This is a genomic window from Janthinobacterium algoris (assembly GCF_051380935.1).
Classification (GTDB): Bacteria; Pseudomonadota; Gammaproteobacteria; order Burkholderiales; family Burkholderiaceae_D; genus Janthinobacterium.
Genome location: NZ_JBNYXZ010000024.1, coordinates 69429 through 91622, shown reverse-complemented (window position 1 = coordinate 91622; position 22194 = coordinate 69429). Strand labels below are relative to the sequence as shown.

At 63.8% G+C, this 22194-nt stretch carries 20 protein-coding genes; 11 read left to right on the top strand and 9 right to left on the bottom strand.

What is annotated here, in order from left to right:
• Positions 1–279 precede the first annotated feature (279 nt).
• Positions 280–786 (top strand): hypothetical protein, encoded by a 507-nt coding sequence (locus ACQ4W7_RS26125; protein WP_436534388.1) that lies wholly within the window; start codon positions 280–282, stop codon positions 784–786.
• A 162-nt stretch (positions 787–948) separates the two neighbouring features.
• Positions 949–1257, top strand: coding sequence for a hypothetical protein (locus ACQ4W7_RS26120; RefSeq protein ID WP_436534387.1), 309 nt, complete (start codon positions 949–951; stop codon positions 1255–1257).
• 355 nt (positions 1258–1612) lie between these two features.
• Here ACQ4W7_RS26120 and ACQ4W7_RS26115 read toward each other — a convergent pair whose 3' ends face one another.
• A complete protein-coding gene (locus ACQ4W7_RS26115) occupies positions 1613–2596 on the bottom strand; it encodes a tyrosine-type recombinase/integrase (protein ID WP_436534392.1) in 984 nt (327 codons plus the stop codon).
• A 257-nt stretch (positions 2597–2853) separates the two neighbouring features.
• On the opposite strand from ACQ4W7_RS26115, the gene ACQ4W7_RS26110 reads away from it, so the two are divergent.
• Positions 2854–3876 (top strand): DNA-binding protein, encoded by a 1023-nt coding sequence (locus ACQ4W7_RS26110; protein WP_436534385.1) that lies wholly within the window; start codon positions 2854–2856, stop codon positions 3874–3876.
• A gap of 289 nt (positions 3877–4165) precedes the next feature.
• Here the strand turns inward: ACQ4W7_RS26110 and ACQ4W7_RS26105 are convergent, their stop codons facing one another.
• Genes ACQ4W7_RS26105 through ACQ4W7_RS26095 form a run of 3 tightly spaced genes read right to left on the bottom strand, consistent with a single transcriptional unit; the run spans position 4166 to position 5622 of the window.
• Positions 4166–4606 (bottom strand): GNAT family N-acetyltransferase, encoded by a 441-nt coding sequence (locus ACQ4W7_RS26105; RefSeq protein ID WP_436534383.1) that lies wholly within the window; start codon positions 4604–4606, stop codon positions 4166–4168.
• A 21-nt stretch (positions 4607–4627) separates the two neighbouring features.
• Positions 4628–5191 carry a hypothetical protein gene (locus ACQ4W7_RS26100; protein ID WP_436534381.1) on the bottom strand — a complete coding sequence of 188 codons (564 nt, stop codon included), beginning with the start codon at positions 5189–5191 and terminating at the stop codon, positions 4628–4630.
• Positions 5188–5622 carry a DUF1801 domain-containing protein gene (locus tag ACQ4W7_RS26095; RefSeq protein WP_426071086.1) on the bottom strand — a complete coding sequence of 145 codons (435 nt, stop codon included), beginning with the start codon at positions 5620–5622 and terminating at the stop codon, positions 5188–5190. The genes ACQ4W7_RS26100 and ACQ4W7_RS26095 overlap by 4 nt, the downstream gene beginning before the upstream one ends.
• 205 nt (positions 5623–5827) lie before the next feature.
• Between ACQ4W7_RS26095 and ACQ4W7_RS26090 the strand changes: the two genes are divergently transcribed.
• Together ACQ4W7_RS26090 and ACQ4W7_RS26085 are read left to right on the top strand one after the other, a co-directional pair.
• Entirely contained in the window at positions 5828–6763 is a 936-nt protein-coding gene (locus tag ACQ4W7_RS26090; RefSeq protein WP_426071087.1) for a VirK/YbjX family protein, read from the top strand.
• Positions 6764–6899: 136 nt separating this feature from the next.
• Entirely contained in the window at positions 6900–8279 is a 1380-nt protein-coding gene (locus ACQ4W7_RS26085; RefSeq protein WP_436534379.1) for a serine hydrolase domain-containing protein, read from the top strand.
• A gap of 3 nt (positions 8280–8282) precedes the next feature.
• On the opposite strand, the gene ACQ4W7_RS26080 is transcribed toward ACQ4W7_RS26085, so the two are convergent.
• The 3 genes from ACQ4W7_RS26080 to ACQ4W7_RS26070 form a co-directional block, all read right to left on the bottom strand.
• The gene (locus tag ACQ4W7_RS26080) at positions 8283–8636 is read right to left on the bottom strand and encodes a hypothetical protein (protein ID WP_436534377.1); all 354 of its coding nucleotides are present in this window, start codon (positions 8634–8636) and stop codon (positions 8283–8285) included.
• Positions 8633–10201, bottom strand: a complete 1569-nt coding sequence (locus ACQ4W7_RS26075; RefSeq protein ID WP_436534375.1) for an EAL domain-containing protein — start codon at positions 10199–10201, stop codon at positions 8633–8635. The genes ACQ4W7_RS26080 and ACQ4W7_RS26075 overlap by 4 nt, the downstream gene beginning before the upstream one ends.
• Positions 10202–10421: 220 nt before the next feature.
• Entirely contained in the window at positions 10422–11927 is a 1506-nt protein-coding gene (locus ACQ4W7_RS26070) for an MFS transporter (RefSeq protein ID WP_436534373.1), read from the bottom strand.
• Positions 11928–11990: 63 nt separating this feature from the next.
• Here ACQ4W7_RS26070 and ACQ4W7_RS26065 point away from each other — a divergent pair, with 63 nt between their 5' ends.
• Entirely contained in the window at positions 11991–12887 is an 897-nt protein-coding gene (locus ACQ4W7_RS26065) for a LysR family transcriptional regulator (RefSeq protein ID WP_436534371.1), read from the top strand.
• A gap of 22 nt (positions 12888–12909) precedes the next feature.
• Here the strand turns inward: ACQ4W7_RS26065 and ACQ4W7_RS26060 are convergent, their stop codons facing one another.
• A complete protein-coding gene (locus ACQ4W7_RS26060) occupies positions 12910–13479 on the bottom strand; it encodes a helix-turn-helix domain-containing protein (RefSeq protein ID WP_436534369.1) in 570 nt (189 codons plus the stop codon).
• Positions 13480–13559: 80 nt separating this feature from the next.
• Between ACQ4W7_RS26060 and ACQ4W7_RS26055 the strand changes: the two genes are divergently transcribed.
• Positions 13560–14090 (top strand): GNAT family N-acetyltransferase, encoded by a 531-nt coding sequence (locus tag ACQ4W7_RS26055; protein ID WP_426071094.1) that lies wholly within the window; start codon positions 13560–13562, stop codon positions 14088–14090.
• Positions 14091–14131: 41 nt separating this feature from the next.
• On the opposite strand, the gene ACQ4W7_RS26050 is transcribed toward ACQ4W7_RS26055, so the two are convergent.
• Entirely contained in the window at positions 14132–15322 is a 1191-nt protein-coding gene (locus ACQ4W7_RS26050; protein WP_426071095.1) for a low temperature requirement protein A, read from the bottom strand.
• A 166-nt stretch (positions 15323–15488) separates the two neighbouring features.
• On the opposite strand from ACQ4W7_RS26050, the gene ACQ4W7_RS26045 reads away from it, so the two are divergent.
• The 4 genes from ACQ4W7_RS26045 (at position 15489) to ACQ4W7_RS26030 (ending at position 22127) form a co-directional block, all read left to right on the top strand.
• Positions 15489–15947, top strand: a complete 459-nt coding sequence (locus ACQ4W7_RS26045) for a hypothetical protein (protein WP_426071096.1) — start codon at positions 15489–15491, stop codon at positions 15945–15947.
• Positions 15948–16405: 458 nt separating this feature from the next.
• Positions 16406–16783, top strand: a complete 378-nt coding sequence (locus ACQ4W7_RS26040) for a hypothetical protein (RefSeq protein ID WP_426071097.1) — start codon at positions 16406–16408, stop codon at positions 16781–16783.
• Between the two features lie 182 nt (positions 16784–16965).
• Positions 16966–20631, top strand: a complete 3666-nt coding sequence (locus ACQ4W7_RS26035) for a hypothetical protein (RefSeq protein WP_436534366.1) — start codon at positions 16966–16968, stop codon at positions 20629–20631.
• Entirely contained in the window at positions 20628–22127 is a 1500-nt protein-coding gene (locus ACQ4W7_RS26030) for a hypothetical protein (protein ID WP_436534364.1), read from the top strand. The genes ACQ4W7_RS26035 and ACQ4W7_RS26030 overlap by 4 nt, the downstream gene beginning before the upstream one ends.
• The last annotated feature ends 67 nt before the right edge of the window (positions 22128–22194 follow it).

The window sequence follows — 22194 nt, the reverse complement described above, 5'->3', positions numbered from 1 at the left end:
CTGAGAAAGTCGCGGAATATCTGCTGGTGTCATGCGGTGGCCGGATCACTCACGAACTGCCTCGTTGAAGGTAGCAGTCGCTGCGTGAATGAGCGACGTTTTTACACAGTCTGGGCCAGAAGCAGACGCACACAAAGTGCTGATTAATGTACATATTCACCTGGCTGAGTGGGGAGTGCAGTATCCTGCCTAGCCATTCATTTCACAGGCCTGCGCAACAAGCCGCGCAGGCCGGTGAATTCTGACGTAAGACCTTATCCAAAGAGCCCGCTAAAAGCTATGCAAGCCTTTCCTACTGCCCTGTTGATCGAGCGACCGCTCATTTATTCGTCGCTCTATGACCTTGCCACGGTAGTATTTGGAAGTGAGGGCTTGGCGCGCCTATCGACCGGTGATGATCGTGATGAGTTTGACAAGCTCAGAGTACGCCATGAAGTCGCGCAGGCAACCAAACTGCTGATTGAAGTTGCTGTTGTCTTAAGAAATCTTCTCGACAGCGACGTCTGGCCGTTAGATGTCATTCACGAGACCCGAGTTGATGGTAGGCCTGAGACTAATGTAGGAACCATTTTGGAAGAAACGAAAAAAGAAACTAGTCTGCGTTTTCGGGATGCGTGCAATAAGTTGATCCATGCAAAGAAGATATCCTTTGGGATGGCGACGCTGCCAGATAAGATGAGCTTTCTGGACGGGACCGTCGAGTTGTATGGTGATTGGCAGGGTAAGGATTGGGTTGCCAAGGTATTCTTGGTAGACTTCATTCGGATGGCTGTTCGTCAGTTATAGCCATAAAGTCCAACTTATCCATCGAGTAGACGGCCTTCAACGTGCTTCGCACGTTTCCACCCGCCCCCCTCATATTTAACGTTGAACCTCCACTTCGGTTCGGAAACTGCCAACAGCGGCAACCGGCCAGAAGCAGACGCTGCGTTAGAGCTACACCCGGCCATGATTGACTCGACAAATATGTGCAACAAGCAAGTAACGATAGATCTTACCTACGCGAAGAATGCATTGTTCGTTCGTCAATCCGTTGCGGTCGCTTTTGGCGTGCCAATCGATAGGGAAATAACTTGGGTCTTCCTTCAAGAACTGCTCTGTAATTCCAGCGAGTTTGCATTACCTGCGCGGGTGTTAGTCTATGGCCTGCCAAGTGCTAGCGGCGCGATTGGAGATGAGATTCGAATGCTCCGTACCTTTCTCCGCGCGCTTGCGACAACGCGAAGCATCGAAGTTCAGATTGTTTTGCACGATTAAACATGTAGCGCTCTCCCCCTAAGCCCGGTACGTCTTCCTTACCTTTCTGAAGCCCAACGCAGAACCAGCGGCGGATCCTGCCAGTTGAGTAAAAAACCTTCCTATTGGGTGAGAGGTTCTCACGTCGTCGAGTAAGCTATGTTCATGTTATCAATCTATCTGTTCAATAAGTGCGCTCCACAACCGAGTGAAGATAGAAGCGGTGGTTTGGAGTGCAAATCGCTGGCTGGTTTTGAATGCGAATGGGTGGCGGGAACACTATGCTAAAGAGTGGCGGATTTGATGCGAATACTCACATTAGGCTGTCAATGCTATTCGCGGCCAGACCAATGCCTGCAAGTTGCTGTAGGGCGCCTCAGCCCGCTGCCTTCTTCTTCGCCTTCAACAAACTCCCCGCCGCATTTTCCTCGAAACGCCCCGCCTCTTCTATATAGCCGTGCACGGTGCCGTCGTGGCGCCAGCCGCCCTGGCGCTTGATGGCCTGGAAATCGGCGCCCGCCCGGTGCGCGCTGGTGGCCATGCCGCGGCGCAGGCTGTGGCTCGACAATTCCGGCACGTAATCGAGCTGTGCCAGCCTGGCGCAGCCTTCGAGTATCGTGTTGATGCTGCCCGGGTGCAGTGCTTTCATACTCACATGGCCCCACTGATTGACGGTGCGCAAGAGCGGCCCCGTACGGATATGCGCCGCGGCCAGCCAGGCACGCAGGGCTGTGGTCGGACAGCAGACGCCGTCACCGAACGGGATCGCCTTGACGATGCCCTCCCCCGATTGATCCGTTTTCGAACGGGGCAAGGTGATCACCATCCCCTGCGGCTCCCAGCTCACGTCTTCCAGTGTCAATCCCACCAGTTCGCTGCGCCGAAAACCGCCAAAAAATCCCAGTTGCAGCAAGGCGCTGTCACGCAGGGCCTTGACGCTACCCAGCGCGGCCAATTTGGCGACGATGACTTCCAAATCTTCCAAAGGCAAAGCCTTGGCCTTCTTCTTCGGCTTGCCGTGCAGGCGGGCGATGCCGGCCAGGGTCTTGCGCACGGTGGGCGTGGACGCCGGGTCGGCGAAGCCCTGGTACACATGCCATTGCGACAGGGCCGTCAGACGCAGGGCCAGGGTGCGGGCGTTCAGGCTGTCCGCATACGCCATCAGATAGCGGATGACGGTGGACTCGTCGGCGGGCAGCGCCCCGCCCCACACCTGGAAGTGGCGGATGGCGGAACGGTAGGTGCGGCGCGTGTTGTCCGACGTGGCGGCGGCCAGGAAAGCCTGGTGGCGTGCGGCCAGCTCTGCATCGATCAGGGCGCCGTGTAACGGGGCAGCGGCGATGGCGGCGTTTTTCGGCACGGTGACACGGCGTTTCGAGAGGGGTAAATCGGGCATGGCGGTGGCGAAATCGCGGTTTTGTACTGGGAGGATCACAGAATAGCATGCAAACCACCCCCATAACACGCGATAAGCAATCTTATCGCAACTTATATTTTTCAATAATCATCAAAATTTATATCGTAATATTATTTGATATTACGTATTATGTAATACGTTACTAAATTTCGCTTATAGGTGGTTTTATGGCCCGCACCGGCATTCTGTACTCTGATGTTATGAAAGCAGCCCAAATCGTCGCTGCCGATGGGCGCAACCCCACGGTCGACAATGTGCGCGAAGCGTTGGGTGGCACGGGCAGCAAGAGCACCATCGCGCCCCTGCTCAAGCGCTGGAAGGAGGAGTTCCAGGGCGCGGGCGCCGTGAAAACGGAGGCAGGCTTGCCAGCCGAGCTGATGGAAGCGATGCGCGGCGTGTATGAGAAGCAGCAGCGCGACGTGGCGCAGCAGTTGGAAACGGGTATGCAGCAAAACCGCGCGGAACGCGACGCGGCGCTGGAAAAGCTGAAAAAGACGGAAACGGAACGGCTGAAGCTGACGGAGGCGCGCGCCGCCCTCACCCAAGAATTGCGCGCCACCCAGCACGCGCTGGCGCAACTCAAGGAAGAGCACCATTTTCGCGCCGTCACCCTGGCCACCTTGCACAGCGACAACGCGGGCTTGACGCAACGCCTGGCCGACCGGGGTGAGGAAATCGCCGCCCTGAACCGCCAACTGGCGCAGGTGCGCTCGCAATTCGATCATTACCAGGAAGCGGCCGCTACCCAGCGCAGCGAAGAACGCGCCCAGGCGCAGCAGCGGATCAGCCGGCTGGAGCAGGATAATGCCCAGTTGCAGCAGCGTTTGCAGGGTCAGCAAGCGACCCTGGTGCAGCAAGACATGCGCCTGGCGCAGCTGCAGGCTGAGCAAACGCGTTTATCCGGCGTAGCGGCCGCCGACCGCGAAGCGCTGGCCACCGTGCGTCCCGAGCGCGACCAGTTTGAATTTCAATATCTGCAGGCGGCCGCGTCCGCCGATGCCCTGTTGGCCAAGCTCGATACGGCCGTGCTGGCGCTGAACGATGCCAGGGTGGCGCTGGCCGCGCAAGACCGCCAGCTCGACATGCTGGCGGAAAACGCGCAAGCGGCGCAGCAGAAAGCGGCAAGCCTGGCGCAGGAGCGCGACGGCTTGCTGCGCGAAAATGCCGGCATGGCGGCCAGGCTGGGCCTGCTCATGGATGGCAAGGAGCAACGCGATGTTTGAAGCTGTTTACATGGTATGGGAACTCTACGATGGCCCCAGGACGGGCCTGGCCAGATTTCAGGGTTTGCCCCGCTAATTCCCTGTCCCATGACGGCCGATGGGGACAAGTATGTCCAGCATTTCATTTTGACGCCGCTCGGCACACAGCTACTGGCGCTGGCTAGCGCCTGTAGCGGCTGCTACACGGCGCATTTTCGCGAACGGCCGGCGCAGGCAACGCTTCCTGCCGGCATGCTGCGCGCTTGCGAAGCGCCATGGTCGCCTTGCGCGCCACCTAGCATCTGACGTTTCACTGTCCCTGCCTGGCACGGTAGCGCACTCTTATCCACGCACCGATGGCGTCCACGCCGCTGTCTGCCGCCTCTTCGACCCAGCCTGCGCGCGCGTAAAAGCGCCGCGCGCCCGTATTGCTGAGCTGCGTCTTTAGGCTCAACCGGGGACCGAAGCGCACCACCACGGCCGCCAGCAGTAGCGCGCCGATGCCCAGTCCGCTGTGCGCCGGATGCACGTACAGGTGGTGCAGGAAGTAGTCGGGGGCGTCGCCCGTGTGCACGGCGGCAAAGCCGACGACGATGCCGCCGCGTTCGGCAACGAATATCTCTTCGCCTTGCGTCGCCGCCGTGAACGCGGTGCTGTCGGCGACAGGGCCGAAGGCGTCGCGCCCGGCCAGGGCCAGGATGGCGGTGCAGGACGGCGTGTCCGCGCTGGCAAAGCGACGAATCAGGCTCATGGCTGGCGCGCTGCTCATCAGCTACAGGCGACGGTTCAGCACGCTGTCGATATCGTGGGTTTTCCGCTCCACCTGGAGCGCGCCGTTTTGCAGCCAGTAGCCGTCGCCTCCCTGTTGCAGTGCGTCCATATCGAGCGTGCCCAAGCTTGGCGGGATGGCGTCGGCGAGCAGCGCCGCCACGTCGTCCCATGCCGCATACAACAGCTTCAAATACCAGCCGTCGTCGTGGGCAAAGGCGAGGAAGCGGCTGCGCAAGGCGGGAAGCGGCCCGAGTGCGCCACGGTGGTCGAGCAGCGCGGCCACGTCCGCATCAAGCGAAGCGGGCGGCTTGCCCTGGCCATCCTCCTGCCAATCGGCCCAGGCATGACTGCCCCAGGCATACATATCCTCATGCGCCAGGGCCGCCAGTTGCTGCCGGGCCAGCACCTGGTAGACGGCAGGCTTGCTGGCCGTGCCGGCGCTGCCCTTGCGCAGCACGATGCCGTCTGCCTTGCCGAGGGCGAGGATAAAATCCTTGAATTCGATGCCGGAAGCGACCAGCATGCGCTCGGCCGGGTCGTGCCAGATATACAGATAATGTCTCAATTGTTCGTCCGCTTTGGTGTGGGCGCCGTATTCATTGCCACTGCGGCGCGTATCAGCGCCTTGAACGCCGCAGCATCGAGATGCTCGCCTTCGTGGATATCGATGGCCCGGCGCGTGTTGCCGTCCAGGCTGGAATTGAACAGGCCGGCCGGATCGGGCAAGGTAGCGCCCTTGGCGAAAGTGAGCTTGACGGCCAGTTGATAGGTTTCGCCTGTGCAAATCATGCCCGCATGCGACCAGACGGGCACGCCGCGCCATTTGACTTCTTCGACCACGTCCGGGTCCGCCTGGTGGATCAGCGCGCGCACCGTGGCCAGCGTTTTGCCGCGCCAATCCGCCAGGGAGGCGATTTTCGCGTCGATCTGGCGGGTAGCGGACTCGCCGCCCACCGCGCTCTCCCCGGACTGCGTGTCTGGCTCTGCTTTTTTCATGGCTGTGATCTCTTTCCTGACCTGTCTGTGCCCATATGCGCTTGCGCGATGCCGGGGTGTCCAATGCTAGCACTTCTGCGCCCCGGCGCGTCTTGCGCGCGTTGGATGGATCGCCAGCTTCTTAATATGAACTTCACCTGGCCCGCGTAGCATTCAGATTGGCAAGGCTCTCATTGTGCAGCGCCTGCCATTTTCCGGCAGAACCATGAATGACATCGCTTTAACCTTGCGCCGCGGCGCCGCCGTGCCGCCCGCCGTGCTACCCGCCGTACCACCACATTCCGCCAGAGGCCACCGCCTGAAAGCGGCGCTGGGCGCCCTTTTCTTTCCCCGCCAGCGCACGCGCTGGCAAGCCTTCCTGGGCAATATGCCTGGCATGACCTCGCTGGCGCAGCTGCATCCCTGCTTGCGTTTCAAGATTTACCGTCCTTACGCCTCGCGCCAGCTGGGCTGCACGGATCGCCTGGCCTTGCTGGAAGGGCATTACCGCTTCCTGTGGCAAGCGGGCGCGCGCGCCCTGGTCGAGCGTGCCGCGCGCCAACCCGTGGTGCTGGCTGCGTTCGAAGGCAAGGACGGGGCGCCGTATCGCTTGCAGCTGACGGCCATCCACGACAGCTACCGCGAAGGCGAACTGTGCCTGCGCCTGACGCGCGCTGGACAGCCCCTGTACCTGGCCAGCTTTCTATTTGTGCCGCGTGCCGATGGCGTCTCCTTGCAGCTGGGTGCGCTGCAAGGCTTGCGCTCCGAGGCCGGCAAGCTGGCTGTCAAGGGAGCCACGCGGGCGCTGCACGGTTGCCGTCCGAAAAACCTGATGGTCGCGGCCCTACGCGATTTCGGTGATTTTTTTGCCTGTAATAACCTGTTTTTGATCAGCAATGACAACCGCATCGCCCTGAATGCGCGGCGCCGCCGCCATATCGCCGCCGATTACGACCTGGCATGGCAGGAATTGCATGCCTTACGCATGCGCGATGGTAATTATCACTTGCCCTGCGCGCCCTGCCGGGCGCCGGACCTGGCCGACGTACCATCAAAGAAACGCGCCGATGCGCGCCGGCGTGGCGAATTGCAGCAATGCATTTCCGCCGACATGCGGGCGCAGCTGGCGGCCTTGCTGGAAGCGCCGATGGCTGAAAATTGAGCAAGCGCACGACTTGGCATGCTGGCAGCCATAAAACTCAGGCCGCCTTCATGTTGGGGTCGTATCCTTCATTAGGCATGCCAGCCACCTTAGCCAGACGCCGGCGTGCCTTCGATCCACCCTGGACAAGGTTTCCATGACAGCCACTTTCGCCCTCCTCCCCCTTTGCCTCGCCGGCACTGCTGCACTGGCCTCCCCTGCACTGGCCGCGCCCGTGCTGGACGACGCCGTGCGCCAGCGCGCGGAAGAACTCACGCGCACGGGCATGCACGCCAGCATTGTCATCGCCGTCATCGACGGCAAGCTCAGCGCCGTCTACGGTTTTGGCAGCGTGCAGGCAGGCAAGAACGCCACACCGGGCGCCGACAGCGTCTACCAGATCGGTTCCGTCACCAAGACCATGACGGCCTTGCTGCTGGCCGACGCCATCGTCGAGGGCAAGGTGAAACTCGACGAGCCAGTAGCGACATTATTGCCAGGCTATACGGTGCCCGCCTTCGAAGGCAAGACAATCAGCCTGCTCGACCTGGCAACGCATTATTCTGCGCTACCGCGCCTGCCCGACAACTTCGCACCGAAAGACCCGGCCAATCCGTATGCCGATTACACGCCAGCAAAACAACGGCAGTTTCTTGCCGCCTACCATCTGCCCCGCGCGCCGGGCAGTGTCTTCGATTATTCCAACATCGGCTACGCCGTGCTGGGCACGGCCCTGGCCGCACAGGCCGGCAGCAGTTATGAAGCGCTGCTGCAGAAGCGCATCGCCGTGCCGCTGGGCATGCGTTCGACCTCGAACCAGCCCACGCACGGCATGCTGGCGCGCCTGGCGCCCGGCCATTTACTGTCGGGCGAACCTACGCCCGCTTGGGATTTGAATGTGGTGGCGCCGGCCGGCGGCGTGTATTCCAGCGCGCGCGACATGATTTCCTACCTGCAAGCGTATATGTTCAAGCCGCTGCGCCCGTATGCGCTGGCGATACAGCCGCAGCGGCCGCTGGCGCCGGACAGCGACACGACAATCGGCCTCGCCTGGTTGCTGGAACAGCAACAGGGTCATGCCTACGCCTGGCACAGCGGTCAGACGGGCGGCTACGCCAGTTATGCGGCGTTCACCACGGACGGCAAGCGGGGCGTGATGGTGCTGACGAACACGGCGCGCGATGTCGACGCCCTGGGCCTGTCCGCCCTGCTGCCCGGCACGCCATTGCCGCCGCTGAAAAAGCCGCAAGCCGCCATCGAGCTGCCGCGCGCAACATTAGCTGAATACGTGGCCAAATATGTGCTCGAACATTCCCCAGGCGAGAATTTCACATTGACGGTGTCGTTGGGCAAGCAGGGGCTGGAAGCGGCCGGCACGGGTGTCGGCTCGGCGCCCCTGTTTGCCAGCGCGAAAGACCAGTTTTTCTTCCGCGCCATCGAGGCGGAACTGGCCTTTACGCGCGATGCTGCAGGCAAGATCGCCGGCGCCGTACTCAAACAGGGCGGGCAGGACGTGGTCTTGCCGCGCAAACCGTAGCGCTCAGGCGGCCGGGTCTTGCATGAACTGCTCGACCCGCTCGACAAACGCTGCCTTGCTGCGGGTGCGAAACTCGCCCAGGAAGGCGTCGCTGCCCTGAACGATCTTGCCGTGGCGGTCGTATTCCACCTTGCCCATCTCCAGCACGAACTCACCGTTCGGATCATCTTCCGGCTCGAAGTGCGAATTGAAGCAGTAGCCCGTCTCGCGGCAATGCCCCCACAGCAGCAGTGCGCTGCTGAACCATTGCATGGTATCCGGGCCTGGGTCCACCTCGAACAGGGTGTTGACGGTAAGGTGCCAGCCGCCCGGTACGCGCAGCGGCTGCAAGGGATAGGGCAAGCGTGCTGGTTTCATGTCGACAATGGCAAGCGGCGGGTTTCGTAAAAGGCAAGGAACTCCAAGGCCGGCAGCGCTTTCGCAAACAGCCAGCCCTGGCCGAATTCGACTTTGCGCTCCAGCAAATAATCGGCTTGCTGCTGCGTTTCAATGCCTTCGGCCACGATCAGCATGTTCAAGGTGCGGGCCATGGCGATGATGTGCGGCGTGACGCTGCTGGTGGCGGCGTCCGTGCCGATGGTGTCGACGAAGGATTTGTCGATTTTGAGGGCGTCTAGCGGCAGGTTTTGCAGGCTGGAGAGGCTGGAATAGCCTGTGCCGAAATCGTCAATGGCCACCGCATGGCCGCGCGCTCGCGCCTTTTCGATGGTGGCGCGGGCCGCTTCCACGTTGATGAAGCCCCGCTCCGTGGCTTCGAGCCAAATCTGCTGCGCCTCGATGCCGGTGCCGGCCAGCGAGCGTTCCAGCACGTCGAGTACCCTGCCCGTTTCGATATCGCTGGCGCACAAGTTGATGGCGATGTGCAGGGCGCGGTCGGCCAGCAGCGCGGCGCGCATGTCGGCGATGACGCAATCGATCACCTGGTCGGTGATGGGCAAAATCAGCCCGCCTTCCTCGGCCACGGGGATGAACAGGTCGGGCCGTATCATGCTGCCGTCGGGGCGGCGCCAGCGTATCAGCGCCTCGGCGCCCACGCACACGCCCGTGTCGAGGGCGATGATGGGTTGATAATGGACAAAAAATTCGCGCCGCTCGATGGCGATCTTCAGTTCGCCCATCAGAGACAAACGGCGGCGCGACAGCCACACGACGATGCCGACGATGAAGGCGGCCATCAGCAGGCCCAGCGGCAAGAGCAGCAACTGTTCGCGCCGCAACCTGTCGTTCAGCTTGCTGCGCGGCTCGATCATCACGGCCGTCAAGCCATCGCGGTACAGGATGGCATGGATGCTGCCGTCCTGCGGCGCGCCGTCCGCCGCGGGCTGGCCGGCGAGCAAGGTTTGCACCAGCGCGGGGTCGGGATGGTGCAAGGTATCGAGCACGCCTTCCTTGCCGATGGCCACGGCCATCTGGATATCGCTGTCGATGATGACGTCGGAAAAGCGCACGGGATCAATCAGCACTTTATAGGCGCGGTAAGTCAATCCCACCATGCGCTTGCCGCCGCTGACGGCGGGGCGCAGGTTGAAATCGATGCCCATGCCATTATCCATGGTGAAGTCGGCGGGCGTGACGGCGATGCGCTCGTCCTCCATGCCCGTGGACGTGCATTTGAGCAAACCGTTCTCGACATAGCCGATATCGTCGATGCTGCGCGTGGTGATGGTGATGCGGCGCAGTTGCTGGATATGCGCTTCCGAACACGGCGCCAAGTCCAGGGCATCGGCGCTGCGCAGGGCGACCCCGGCCGAGGCGATGGAACGGTGGGCGCGCTCGAGCGCATAGCTTGCCAGCAGGCGCAGGCGTTCCTGCTCGCCCTGCACGGCGCGCACGGACGACAGGTAAAAGGCAAGGCTCAGGGGAACGGCGACGCCGATGACTGCCGCCAGCACGCTGGTGATGATAATGCGTTTTCTGCGCATGCGCTCCTCCCGCACCGAACATAACCTACTGCGCGTCGCGATTTGCGGCCTCCGATGCTCACTGTGCATTCGCACAGCTCCGCGTCTCAGCCCCAACTCACTGCCGCTCGCTACGGTTCTGTTCGGCGCTCTTAATTGGTGGTAGTTATATGATTGCCATGTATTGCTCGATGGCATCATATTACAAGCAGAGGCCGTGTACTCGAATATTGCTGAAGAGTTACACTTTTTCCATTTTTTGCACCGGCCTTGCCAGCACAAACACCAGCGCCGCCACCACGGCAGCCAGTCCGCCCACCAGGTAGAGCACGCTGGCAAAGCCGTCGATGAAGGCGTGTCGGGCCGCTTCCTGCGCCACGGCCTGCATGGCGGGCGGCAGCTGGCCGAAGGCTTCGGCCGCGTTGCCAGCGACAATGCGCCCTATCATCTCGGGCGAGGCCTTCAAGCCGTGCAGCCACGCCAGTTTCTCGAACGAGGCGGCCGTACGCATGGCCAGCACGGCGCCCAGCGCACCCACGGCCAGCACGATGCCGACAAAGCGCGTGGTGGTGCTGATGCCGGACCCCATGCCCGTGCGCTCGCGGGGAATGCAGGCGAGGATGGCTTTTTGCGTGGTGCCGTTGAGCAATCCCGCGCCTGCGCCGGTGACGACCATGCCAGCCGCCACCAGGCCATACTGCAAGCTGGCGGCGGCCAGCGCCGTGGCGACGTTGCCCACGGCGACGATCAACAGACCCGTCACCAGGATGCCGCGGTCGTCCAAGCGGCGCATGGCGCGCGGTGCCAGGCGCGACAGCACCACCATGGCCACGGCAAACGGCAGCATGGCACAGCCGGCCAGCACGGCGGAAAAGCCGAAGGCGTTCTGCAGGTACAAGGGTAAAAAAGTCATCATCACTTGCGCGGCGATGGCGTAGCCGAACATGCCCAGCACGGCGCCGACAAACACGCGCCGGCCAAACAGGGACAAATCGACCATCGGCGCGCGCTGGCGCCGTTCCACCATCACGAACACCACCAGCAGCGCCGCGCCCGCCAAGAAGCGCAGCACGGTGGCATGACTGGACCAGCCCGCCACGCTGGCGTCGATCAAGCCCCAGATGATGCAGAACAGGCCGGCGGAAAACAGCGCCGCACCCAGCGGGTCGAAACTGGCGTTGGAGGCATCCTTCGATTCTTCCACATGCTTGCCTACCAGCCACATCAGGATGGCGACGACGGGCAGGTTCAGATAGAAAATCCAGCGCCAGTTGATGGCGCTCGTGATCAGGCCGCCCAGCAGCGGCGCCACCGTCATGGCCACGCCCATGGCCGCGCCCCACACGGACCAGGCGCGCGCCCTCTCCTTCTCCGCATGAAACGTGTGGCCGATGACGGCCAGCGCGGACGTCAGCAGTAGCGCGGCACCGAGGCCCTTGATGGCGCGCGCCACGTTGAGCACGAACGGCGTCCAGGCCAGGCCGCACAGCAGGGACGCCAGCGCAAACACGGTCAGGCCAAACAGCATGACCTTGCGCCGTCCCAGGCGGTCGGCGACGCTGCCGGCGGGCAGCAAAAACGAGGCGAATGCCAGCATGTAGGCGCTGACCACCCATTCTACGTCGACGAAGCTGGCGTTGAGGGAGCGGGCGATCGACGGCAAGGAGACAGCCACGACGTTGGTATCGAGCATGATCAGCGCGCACACGCCCGAGCACGTATATAAGGTCCAGTTGGTATTCTTCATGCGTCGATTGTAAGGAGGCTTGTATTATTTCTTGTTATAAGATAATCGTCTTATAATTCACCCATGGTGAATATAGTCAAAGACATGGAACTGCGGCATTTCCGCTGCGTGCTGGCCGTGGCGCACAGCCTGCATTTCGCGCAGGCGGCTGCGGAACTCGGCATTTCACCGCCCGCACTGACCAAGCAGGTACAGGAAACGGAACAGCTGCTGGGCACGCGTTTGTTCCAGCGCAGCAAGCGCGCCGTGGCCCTGACGGCCGCCGGAGAGTTGTTCGTGGTGGAAGCGGCGCGCGCGCTGGCGCAACTTGCACAGGCCCAGGACGTGGCGCGGCGGGCGGGACGGGGTGAACTGGGACGGCTGGAAATCGGCTACGTGGCCTCGGCCGCGTATTCCGGCGTGCTGCAAGACCAGTTTGCCCGCTTTCGCGCCAGCCACCCCGGCATACACATCGGTGCGCGCGAACAGGCAATGGATGCCCTGCCCGGCTTGCTGGACCAGGGCCGGGTGGACCTGGCCTTCGTGCGCCCGCCCCTGCACTTGCCGGACGGCATAGCCAGCGTGGTCTTGCTGCGTGACCGCTTCGTGCTGGCGGTGCAAGCCGACAGTCCGCTAGCGGGCCTCGATGTGGCGGGGCCGGCAGCGCTGGCGCAGCAAGCGTTCATCGTGCCGGAACAAGAATTGGGAACATTGGAGGTAAGCCGGCGCGGCGGCTTTGCGGCGCAGGTGGTGTCGCGCCCGGGCAGCCTGGTGGCCGTGCTGACGGAAGTGTCGCTGGGCGTGGGCTGCGCCATCGTGCCCCACTCCGTGATGGCCAGCGTGCAATTGCCTGGCGTATGCTTCCGCGAACTGGAAGCGCCGCAAATCAGCTCGGAAATCGCCGTGGCCTTCCGCCGCCATGAACAGGCGCCCGCCGCGCGCGCCTTCATCGCCCAGCTGCGCGCTGCGGCGATTGCCTGAGTCTAGCCTGGTGATTCGGCCGTCAGCCGCGTTTCAACACGGCCACGGCGTAGGTGCAAGCGGTGGCTGTTTCATTCCTGAACATGCAGTCGGACGGCGGACCCAGTTCCAGGCAATCGCCCTCGTCCAGCACGTGGCGGGTGTCACCTTCGATGAAAACGAGGCTGCCGGTCAACGCCCAGATCAGCTGGCGCCGCGCCACATAGGCGGCGGCCGGCATGGCTACCACGGCGCCCGGCGGCAAGGTGATATGCACGAGGTCGAGCGGCATGTCGGATGCGGGCGACACGTGCCGCCGCACATAGCCGCTCTGCGGGTCGACCCACACGGGCTGCTCAAGCTGGCGCAACAGACGCCCGTCGCGCGTCTCGGCGCGGGCGATCAGTTCGGACATGCTCAGGCCGAAGGCACCCGACAGCCGCGCCAGCAAGGTGGCCGTGGGGCTGCAATCGCCGCGCTCCACCTTGTGCACCATCGCGCGCGACACGCCCGAACGGGCCGCCAGCTCCGTCAGCGACCAGCCCAGGCTTTCCCGCTCGAGGCGCACCCTGGCACCGATGCGCTGGTTCAATTCGTCTGGTTTAGTGGACATCTATAGAATTTTATTGGACAAGTAGCGGGTGGCAATCTATGATTTGTCCATTATAGTAGACGCTTGGCAAGGAGAGCAACATGCAGATACGCGAGGCCCGGCTGGGCGACATCGAAGGAATCACGGCCATCTACAACGATGCCGTCAGCCATACCCTGGCCATCTGGAATGAACGCACGGTCGATGCGGCCAACCGCACCGCCTGGCTGGCCGACCGCCAGCGGGCCGGCTATCCGGTGCTGGTCGCCATCGATGCGCAGCAGAATGTGTCCGGCTACGCCTCGTTCGGCGACTGGCGTCCGTTCGAGGGTTTTCGGCATACGGTCGAGCATTCCGTGTATGTGCGCGCCGATAGCCGCGGCGCCGGCGTCGGCAAGGCCTTGATGGGGGAATTGATCGTGCGCGCGCGCGGCCTGGGCAAGCACGTGATGGTGGCGGGCATCGAAGCGGGCAATGCCGGTTCGATCGCCCTGCACAAACAGCTGGGCTTCGAGGAAGTGGGCTTGCTGCGCCAGGTGGGCACCAAGTTCGGCGCCTGGCTGGACCTGGCGTTTTTGCAACTGCAGCTCGATACGCGCAGCGATCCGGACGGCATCACGCCGCCAGGATAAGGTCACGCAGGCATCAGGGATCGGGCATCAGAGGTCGGGCATCAGAGATCAATATCCGGCGGCGGGCGGCGCAGCGCCATATGTTCCCACACGGCCACCAAGACCAGCACGCAGCTGGTGATGCATGCCAATGTTAAAGGTGAATACAAGCGACCGTAGGCCATCGGGATCAGCGCCAGGATGATCAAGATGCCCAGCAGATGCGACAGCGGCGGCGTGGCGCGGTCGTTGCTGACCCATTTGAAGAGCGCATTGCCCAGCAGATACAGGATCGGGCCGCCCAGCAAGGCGCTGATGCCGGCGAAGCTCGCCTCGTCCGGATGCACGAGGGCCAGTTCATCGGCCACGGCGCTGACGATCACCCCGCCCACGATCAGCACGTGGATATACGTGTAAGCCTTGCGCGCGATGCGGCCCGGGTCCTTCGAATGAGCGATGCGGTGGTGGCCCGCTTCGGCGCCCGTGTCAAAGTAAATCCACCACATGGCGATGCTGCCGACCAGCGCCGACAGGAAACCCAGCCAGTTGCCGGGGGTCCACTCCAGCCCCGCGAAGGTGGCACCCGTCACCAGCAAGGATTCACCGAGGGCGATGATGACGAACAGGCCGCAGCGTTCGGCCATATGGCCGCCATCGACATCCCAGTCCGCCGTCGAGGAACGGCCCAGGCCCGGCATGCCAAACTGCATCCATGGGCCGGCCAGGTCGATCAGCAGGGCCGCGCCCCACCAGAAGATGCGCTGCTCGGGCGACGCAATGCCGCCGGCGATCCAGAAGATGCCGGACAACACGGCCCACAAGGCAATGCGCTGGAAATTGCGGCGCCGCGCCAGCGCTTCATGGCGCACGGCCCACCAGGCAAACAGGGGCCGGCCCACCTGCATGGCCACATACGCGCCCGCAAAGCCCAGGCCGCGCGTGCCGAACGCTTCCGGTATCGAGGCCGACATGATCAAGCCGCCCAGCATCAGGGCAAACAGGCTGATGCGCACGGGAATGCGCTCGGGGTCGAGCCAGTTGGTGATCCACGACGTAAAAATCCACACCCACCAGACGGCCATCAGCAGCAAACCCGTCTGCAACCAACCGATGGCGCTCAGGTGCGCCAGCAAGCCGTGCGACAGTTGCGTGACGGCAAACACGAACACCAGGTCGAAGAACAGCTCGATCATGCCCACCTTGCCGCTGTCCTGCCCGCCGCGCGTGCGCAGCAGGGAGATGCGATTATTCATTTTTTTCCTTGCATAAATACCGGACCGGCGCCCACGGCGGCGGCCAAAACGGCATGATGATAGCAGATGGGGATGGCGGCCATGGCGATGCTGCGGTTGGCATGCGTTTGCTCTTCCGGCCGAAAGTCGCTACGATGGGCCGCATGCGCGGGACACCACCTCCACCATGTATCAGCTGAATTGGCGCGCCCCCTGGCTGGCTGCCGTGCTGCTGCTATCGCTCGGTGGCGACGCCCCGGCGCTGGCGCGCCAGCTGGCCGAACCGGCCCCCGCGTGCCGGGCGCCGCAAACCATGGCGCTGACGGTCAACAGCGATGCCATCGCCACGGCCAGCAATGATATCAATGACAACACCCTGGTGGCGCTGCGCGCCAACGGCACCGCGTACTGGACGGTTTTATTGTCGACAGCGAATATCTTGCTGCAGCTGGGCGCCGACCGCGGCGATACCATCGTGACATTCCAGAAAGGGCTGACCCTGCGTTTCCAGGCGCTCGGTCCGCAGCAATATCAAATCCTCATCGATGGCCCCATCCTCGATGACGGCACGCAGTACACGCTGACTGGCAAGGTGGTAGCCGTTTTTGAACGCTGTCCGGTCCTGCCCGCGCCGGCCGCGCAATAAAGCCGCGCATGCCATCTATTTAAGTCAATAAACCGTTTATATTCAATTGCATCCCCTATCCGGCTTGCCTGCCGCCGCGAAAATGGCCGGCGGCGCATTCCCGCACCGCGTCCGGATGCCGTGCCATTCCTGTCTTTGCGACAATTCGAGAGAATCGCGCAAAAAAATAGGCATAGAATCGCTATTCGTGATGCGCAAGAGCCGGCATGGTTATATTCCGAATAGCCGGAAACCAGTTTTGAATAAGTAAATAAAAAATATATTAATCAATTCCGGATTGATTAATATCAAATGTCTTGTCTTTATTTGAAATTGCGTATTGTCCTGCCATATTTTTATGGCATGGTTGCAAAGCCGTTGCAATACCGTTTTTCACCGACTTACCCAACTGCCCTGGACCTCTCGGCCACGGGGCGCCCACCGCAAGTGCAGGCCGATATCACCTCATGGAGAATGTCATGTCTAACTTACCTCGCGTCGAAGTCACCAACCATACGCTGGCCGCCGGCCAAAGCGTCACCACCAACACCACACCGAACAGCATCGCGCTGTCCATAGCCAGCAGCGACAGCAACAACCAGACCGGCATCGCCTTCCAGTTCCAGGGCCGCACCACGTACTGGAATCCTAGCGTCAGCACCGGTTTCACCACGGCCAAGCTGGCAAGCGACACGGGCAATGGCGTCGTCACGTGGAAAGCCGGCCTGACGGTCACCTACTCGCCGCAAAGCACAGGGCTGTATAACGTGCTGCTCTCCGGCGACATCGTCGACGGCGGCACAGTGTATGGCTACACGGGCTTCGTGCTGGCCACCTTTACCTCCAACTCGCAGTAAGCGGCGGTTCCGCGCCCGCCTGCGGGCGGGCGCCCTGGATGGCCGCCCGCCACAGCATCCAGGCAGCCAGCCTGGCCATCCGACGCCCTTTCCGGGCCTACCCTTTATAAACGATTGCGATGCCACGCGGCGCGCCATGCCGCCGCATCGCAGCCCGAGTCGCGTCTTGAGTGGAGGTTGTCATGGGTTTCAGCTTCGTCGCCACCGATCCCGCCAGCAAGGTCAGCCTATATGAATCGCCGCCGCAGGCGGAGCATGCCTGGGCCGGCTACCTGCTGCCGCCCGTCGCGCCGCCGGCCACGCCCCCGGACAGCATCAGCTATGCCGACAGCCTGTCGCCGCAGCGCATGGGCGGCTACGTGTTTGCCAGTGCCCGTCCGGCGGCGCTGGACGCGGCGCCCGGCCCCTTCATCGCCGCCCTCGCCGCCTATATCGACCGGCAGTCGTCGGCGCCGGGACTGAACCTGAACGCCCTGCTGTGGCTGCGCGACGCCGATGCAGCGCCGGCCGATCCCTTCAAGAACTATGGCTGCAGCTACAGCTATAACCCGCTGACCAAGGGCTTTGCCACCAGCACCAATGTAAATTTCCTGCTGGGACAGGACCTGCTGTTCAACGTGCTGTCCGGCGTCGGCCTGTCCATCGACGCCGCCAGCGGCAGTCTGCGGCTGTCCGCGCCGCTGGCTACGCCGCCGGCGCTGGCCTTCCAGCGCAACGCCAGCGATATCGGCATACGCGTCACGGGCAGCGGCAACACGATCCGCACGTTCGTGCCGCTGGCGGGCGCGAATGCGGGCTGCCTGACGTTTACGGCCACCGTCAACCCTGCCGTCACCTTCGGCCCCGGCGGCCTGGCCGTCGGCTTCCCCTTGAGCGCGCGCGACACGGCCAGCGGCCAGCTGCAGCAGCTGTTCTACCCGGCGCTGAGCGCGCCCGCCGCGCTGCCGGCCAACCTGGCCTGGGTCGGCACGGTCGACCCGCTCGATCCCTACAATCAGAAGCTGTCCGCCAAGGCCAGGCTGGAAGGCGTATTGCGCTGCGGCTTGCTGCCGACCGGCCAGCCCGCCTTGCCGTCCACCTACCGCACGGCGCTGGGCCATGCGACGGCCTTGCTGCCGCTGGGCGCCGCCAGCGGACAGCCGCCCGAGGTCGGCCTGCAGTCTGGCGCCCTGGCCTTTGGCTGCGCCGCGCGGTCCCCCTCTCAGCCCGCGACCAGCAAGGCCCTGCTGACGCCGGCCGGGCGCTTCGGCCTGAGCGCCAGCGGCCAGGCTGCCGGGACGCAGACAAACTTGTTATGCGGCATCTTCGGCTCGGAACAGCTGAGCATCACTACCTATGATGGCGCCGCGCCGGAGAATGACAGCCTGCTGTTCGTGCCCGCCTCGCCCGCCTACGCTTCCGTCTTCCCGTTCCAGGCCGCGACCCTGGACTTGCCCGATTCCGGTAACGTGGCCACGCCGCTGACGGCCGACTACCTCAGTTGCTGGGCCAGCGTGCTCAAGGGCGGCGCGGCCATGCCGCAATACCATGCAGAGCCGGCGGGCAGTCCCATGTACGGCCTGCCGCCGGCCGCCCGGGCGGCCGCCTTGCTGCGCGCCGTGGCCGCCGATACCGTGCTCGCCTCGACCCCGCCCGCGCTGCCCGTGCCGCAGGGCGCCGCGCACGCCTTTCCCCTGCTACCGTATGGCGGCGCCGTCAGCGGCCGCCCGCTGGATATCAGCGCCTCCCTGCTGTCTAGCTTTGAAAGCAGCATCGTGGCCGCCACGCGCAAGGCCGTCATTTCCAGCGGCGCCAGCGCCACCTGGCAGGCGCGCGCGGCCGCCAGCCGCCGCGTGCGCGGGCTGGCCGCCGACGAGGCGGTGGCGGAAACGCCGCACTACCGCACCACGCCGCAGGGCGCCGTCGCCACCGTGTCCAGCCAGGAGCAGGACCAGGACGCCTTCCTGTCGGTGACCCTGGGCCAGACCCTGGGCGGCGGCCAGGTCTTGCCGTTCGGCTTCCGCTTCCCGGACGCAACCTTGCAGGATGCCTTGCAGACCAACCAGCTGTTCCTGGTGGCCGTCAACGCTGCTCACCTGTTGGACGGCGGCGCGCGCTTCGACAATACCGTGGGCATCGCGGGCTGGACCATGCAAGCGCAGGTGGGCGTCGGCGTGATGCCCACGTCCTACCGCAACGTGATGCTGCTCAAGTATTGCAGCGGCAGTGTCAGGGAACGCGTCGCCAATCCGAACGCCTGGTCGGGCGCGCCCGATTTTTCGCTGGCCGCCGACGCCGGCCCCAGCGTCCAGGGCATCGCCTACACGGGGCTGTCGCAGTGGCTGCAGGATGTCATCGAAGCGGCCGAGGTGCTGGCGGCGGACAAGCCCGAATCGCCGTACCGACATTTCCTGGAACTGGTCAGCGATCCCGCCTGGACAGGCGTGCTAGTGCTGCAGGCGGACCTGGATCCGTCCAGTCTGCCGACTGGCTTGCAGGGCATCGCGGCCGGCCTCGACCTGACGCGTTTCGTCGCCCACCATTTCGGCTTCACGGCCAGCCGCGTGACCGTGCATGGCGACGGCAGCATCACCCTCGACGGCAATTCCAGCACCTTCGGCCTGGTCGACTACCAGGACCCGGCCTTCGCTGCGGGCCAGCGCAACGGCTTGCCGCCCGATACGCCCATCGCCCTGCCCGACACCGACAACTATGCGTTCCGCGTGCTGCAATTGCAGGTGCTGTTCGACAATGCCGTCATCAAGACCTTCAAGAGCTACGTGCAGCTGGCCGTCAACGGCCTGCTCGGCTCGCGCGTGACGGCCACCACCTTCGGCGGCAATGCGATGCCGAACAACGGCGTGGTACTCGACGGCAGCTATATCGACCAGAATGGCACCGGCATCTACATCTTCGAGCAAGCCACGCCGTCGATATTCAGCCTCGACAGCAACCTGCTGCGCCACGTGGCTTTCCAGCGCATCCAGTTCAACTGCCTGGGCACCACCGATGCGGGCGCGACCGTCCTGAACCGTTTTTCCGTCTGGGGTACGCTGGACTTCGCCAGCCTGGACGATCGCACGGGCGCCGCGCTGGACCTGCTGTCGTTCGGCGCGCTGGCGCCGGACCTGCCACCGGACGGCGAAGGCCTGGCCTTTTCCAACCTGGTGATCGACATGCGCTATCCGCAGACGACGCCGTCTGCCGTGCGCTTCGACGAGGTGACGGCCAACCTGGCATACGACCTCGACGCCAGCCAGGCCAGGCCGGACAGCCTGTTCAAGGGCTTCGGCCTGGAACTGTCGGGCTTTATCGCCGCCGCCGACGGGCAAAAGCCGGCCGATTTCGGCTTCCTGCCGGTCAGCACGGCGCTTAACCTGGGCACGCTCGACGGGCCCTGGCACGGCGTCGTGTACGACGTCACCATGGGCGGGCCGGGCGCGCTCGTCTCGGCTGCCGGCTTCCATTCGACCCTGCTGCTGGCCTGGTCGCCCGCCAGCACCGCCGGCGACGACGAGCAAGCCGTCTTCGTTGGTCTGTCGCTGCCCGGCGCGGCACCGGGCGCCAAGATGATCAGCCTGCAAGGCGTCTTCAAGCTGGCCATCGACAATATCGGCCTGATGCGGCAAAAAGTGCCCGACGGCGACTCCTACTATTATTGCCTGCGGCTCGACAATATCGCCATCAAGTTCCTCGGCATTGCCAAGCTGCCGCCCGACGCGAACATACAGTTCTTCCTGTTTGGCGACCCGAAGAATACGGGCAGCCTGGGCTGGTATGCCGCGTACATCGCCGATGCGCCCGCCCGGCAGGAGCCGGAACTGGCCGCGCTGCCATTGCCTGCCATTTCATTGGGGAGCGCAGCATGACCAACGTCGTGTACTGGAATATCGAGAACTTCGGCATCAACAAGGTCAACAATCCGAGCCGCAAGCGGCCCCGCTATGGCGAAGGCGGCCGCTGCGGCGGTAATCTGCCGGCCGTGGCTGCGCTGCAGCGCCGCAACCACATCCTGACCATCCTGCGCGCAACGCAGCCCGATATTTTCGTCCTGATCGAAGTGGCGGCCAGCGCGGCCGGCGCCGGCGACCTGGCGCCCGCCACGGGCGGCCTGCAGGGTGCGATCTTCCTGCTGCAGCAGTTGCGCAACGACGCCACCGATCCCAACCGCGATGCTTGGCGCATGGTGCCGCCGCTGAAAGTGGGCACGGGCGGGCGCACGGAATCGGTCGCCGTGCTGTACCGCGGCATATCGGGCACGGCTGGCACGCCCACGGAAGTGCGGCGCTATTTCACGGGGCCGAACGTGTGGACGGGCGGCGGCGTGTCGGCTGTGGCAGCTGGCGCCGTGCCCGCCGCCTACCCGGCCGGGGGCGCCGGCGCGCCCAACGTCCAGGATTTGCTCAACCCGCAAGGCCAGCCGGCGCGCAACATCCCGGCCGGCGCGCAGTACAACGGCGGCCTGGCCGAGGGCATGGCGGCGGCGCGCATCGCCTTCGCGCCCGCGCCGCTGCCAGCCGTGCCGCCCGTCGCTGGCGGTCTGGTCAATTTCAACGGCTTGCGCCAGCCCTTCATGGTCAGTTTCGTGGAAACCAACCAGGCCAACGTCATCACGCGCAACCTGACCCTGTTTGCCGTGCATGCGCCGCCCAACCACGGCGGCGCCACCAATTTTATCAATATCCTGCTGCGCGGCGTGCTCGACGTGGCGGCGGCGCCCGCCGCCGCGCCGCACAATGAAATCAAGTTGATCTGCGGCGACTTTAACCTGAACGCCATCTACGCGCAGCCGCCCGGGGCGGGCGGGCGGACCACGGCCTACGACCAGTTGCGCGCGATCAACTACATGCCGCTGCTGAACCCGCCGCTTGCCATGCCGGTGGCACCGAACCTGACGCTGGACGCGTATCAGGGCTACCTGGCCACGCATATCCGCCCCAAGCGCACCAAGCAGCAGCTGACGCAGCAATCGCGCTTCCTGTGGTCCGACAATACGGCCGGCGGCGCGCTGCTGGCGGCGCCGTATCCGGGCTATAACTATATCGGCAGTGATATGGTGAGCAACTTTTTCTCGATTGACAATATGCTCGTCAACCCGCTGGTGCCGGCGAATAATTACCAGTTCACGGTGATGAATCCCGTGTCGGGCACGCCGTTCACGGGGGCGGGCGCCATGCCCCCTGACGTGCCCATCGGCACGCGCCCGCTGCCCGCGCAATTTACGAACTTGCCTGCCGGCATGGCCTGGCCGCAATCGCCGGCGGCTGTGTATGCCGTAGGCGAGGCGCGCACGCTGAACGGCTGGGCCAATTACGGCTACCTGCGCAGCACCAGCGACCATCTGGCGCTGTTTGCCGTGCTGTAGACAGAGCGTCCGGGCGGGTGCGAGCGTCCGCCCGGGACATCATGACTGATTCAAGGAGCAAGTTCGT

Bases quoted from the DNA above. Each gene is read 5' to 3' on its own strand.
- ACQ4W7_RS26035 (WP_436534366.1), top strand. From the start codon at position 16,966: ATGGGTTTCAGCTTCGTCGCCACCGATCCCGCCAGCAAGGTCAGCCTA.
- ACQ4W7_RS26060 (WP_436534369.1), bottom strand. From the start codon at position 13,479: ATGTCCACTAAACCAGACGAATTGAACCAGCGCATCGGTGCCAGGGTG.
- ACQ4W7_RS26050 (WP_426071095.1), bottom strand. From the start codon at position 15,322: ATGAATAATCGCATCTCCCTGCTGCGCACGCGCGGCGGGCAGGACAGC.
- ACQ4W7_RS26045 (WP_426071096.1), top strand. From the start codon at position 15,489: ATGTATCAGCTGAATTGGCGCGCCCCCTGGCTGGCTGCCGTGCTGCTG.
- ACQ4W7_RS26080 (WP_436534377.1), bottom strand. From the start codon at position 8,636: ATGAAACCAGCACGCTTGCCCTATCCCTTGCAGCCGCTGCGCGTACCG.
- ACQ4W7_RS26030 (WP_436534364.1), top strand. From the start codon at position 20,628: ATGACCAACGTCGTGTACTGGAATATCGAGAACTTCGGCATCAACAAG.
- ACQ4W7_RS26055 (WP_426071094.1), top strand. From the start codon at position 13,560: ATGCAGATACGCGAGGCCCGGCTGGGCGACATCGAAGGAATCACGGCC.
- ACQ4W7_RS26120 (WP_436534387.1), top strand. From the start codon at position 949: ATGATTGACTCGACAAATATGTGCAACAAGCAAGTAACGATAGATCTT.
- ACQ4W7_RS26085 (WP_436534379.1), top strand. From the start codon at position 6,900: ATGACAGCCACTTTCGCCCTCCTCCCCCTTTGCCTCGCCGGCACTGCT.
- ACQ4W7_RS26110 (WP_436534385.1), top strand. From the start codon at position 2,854: ATGAAAGCAGCCCAAATCGTCGCTGCCGATGGGCGCAACCCCACGGTC.
- ACQ4W7_RS26125 (WP_436534388.1), top strand. From the start codon at position 280: ATGCAAGCCTTTCCTACTGCCCTGTTGATCGAGCGACCGCTCATTTAT.
- ACQ4W7_RS26070 (WP_436534373.1), bottom strand. From the start codon at position 11,927: ATGAAGAATACCAACTGGACCTTATATACGTGCTCGGGCGTGTGCGCG.
- ACQ4W7_RS26095 (WP_426071086.1), bottom strand. From the start codon at position 5,622: ATGAAAAAAGCAGAGCCAGACACGCAGTCCGGGGAGAGCGCGGTGGGC.
- ACQ4W7_RS26105 (WP_436534383.1), bottom strand. From the start codon at position 4,606: ATGAGCCTGATTCGTCGCTTTGCCAGCGCGGACACGCCGTCCTGCACC.
- ACQ4W7_RS26065 (WP_436534371.1), top strand. From the start codon at position 11,991: ATGGTGAATATAGTCAAAGACATGGAACTGCGGCATTTCCGCTGCGTG.
- ACQ4W7_RS26075 (WP_436534375.1), bottom strand. From the start codon at position 10,201: ATGCGCAGAAAACGCATTATCATCACCAGCGTGCTGGCGGCAGTCATC.
- ACQ4W7_RS26040 (WP_426071097.1), top strand. From the start codon at position 16,406: ATGTCTAACTTACCTCGCGTCGAAGTCACCAACCATACGCTGGCCGCC.
- ACQ4W7_RS26090 (WP_426071087.1), top strand. From the start codon at position 5,828: ATGAATGACATCGCTTTAACCTTGCGCCGCGGCGCCGCCGTGCCGCCC.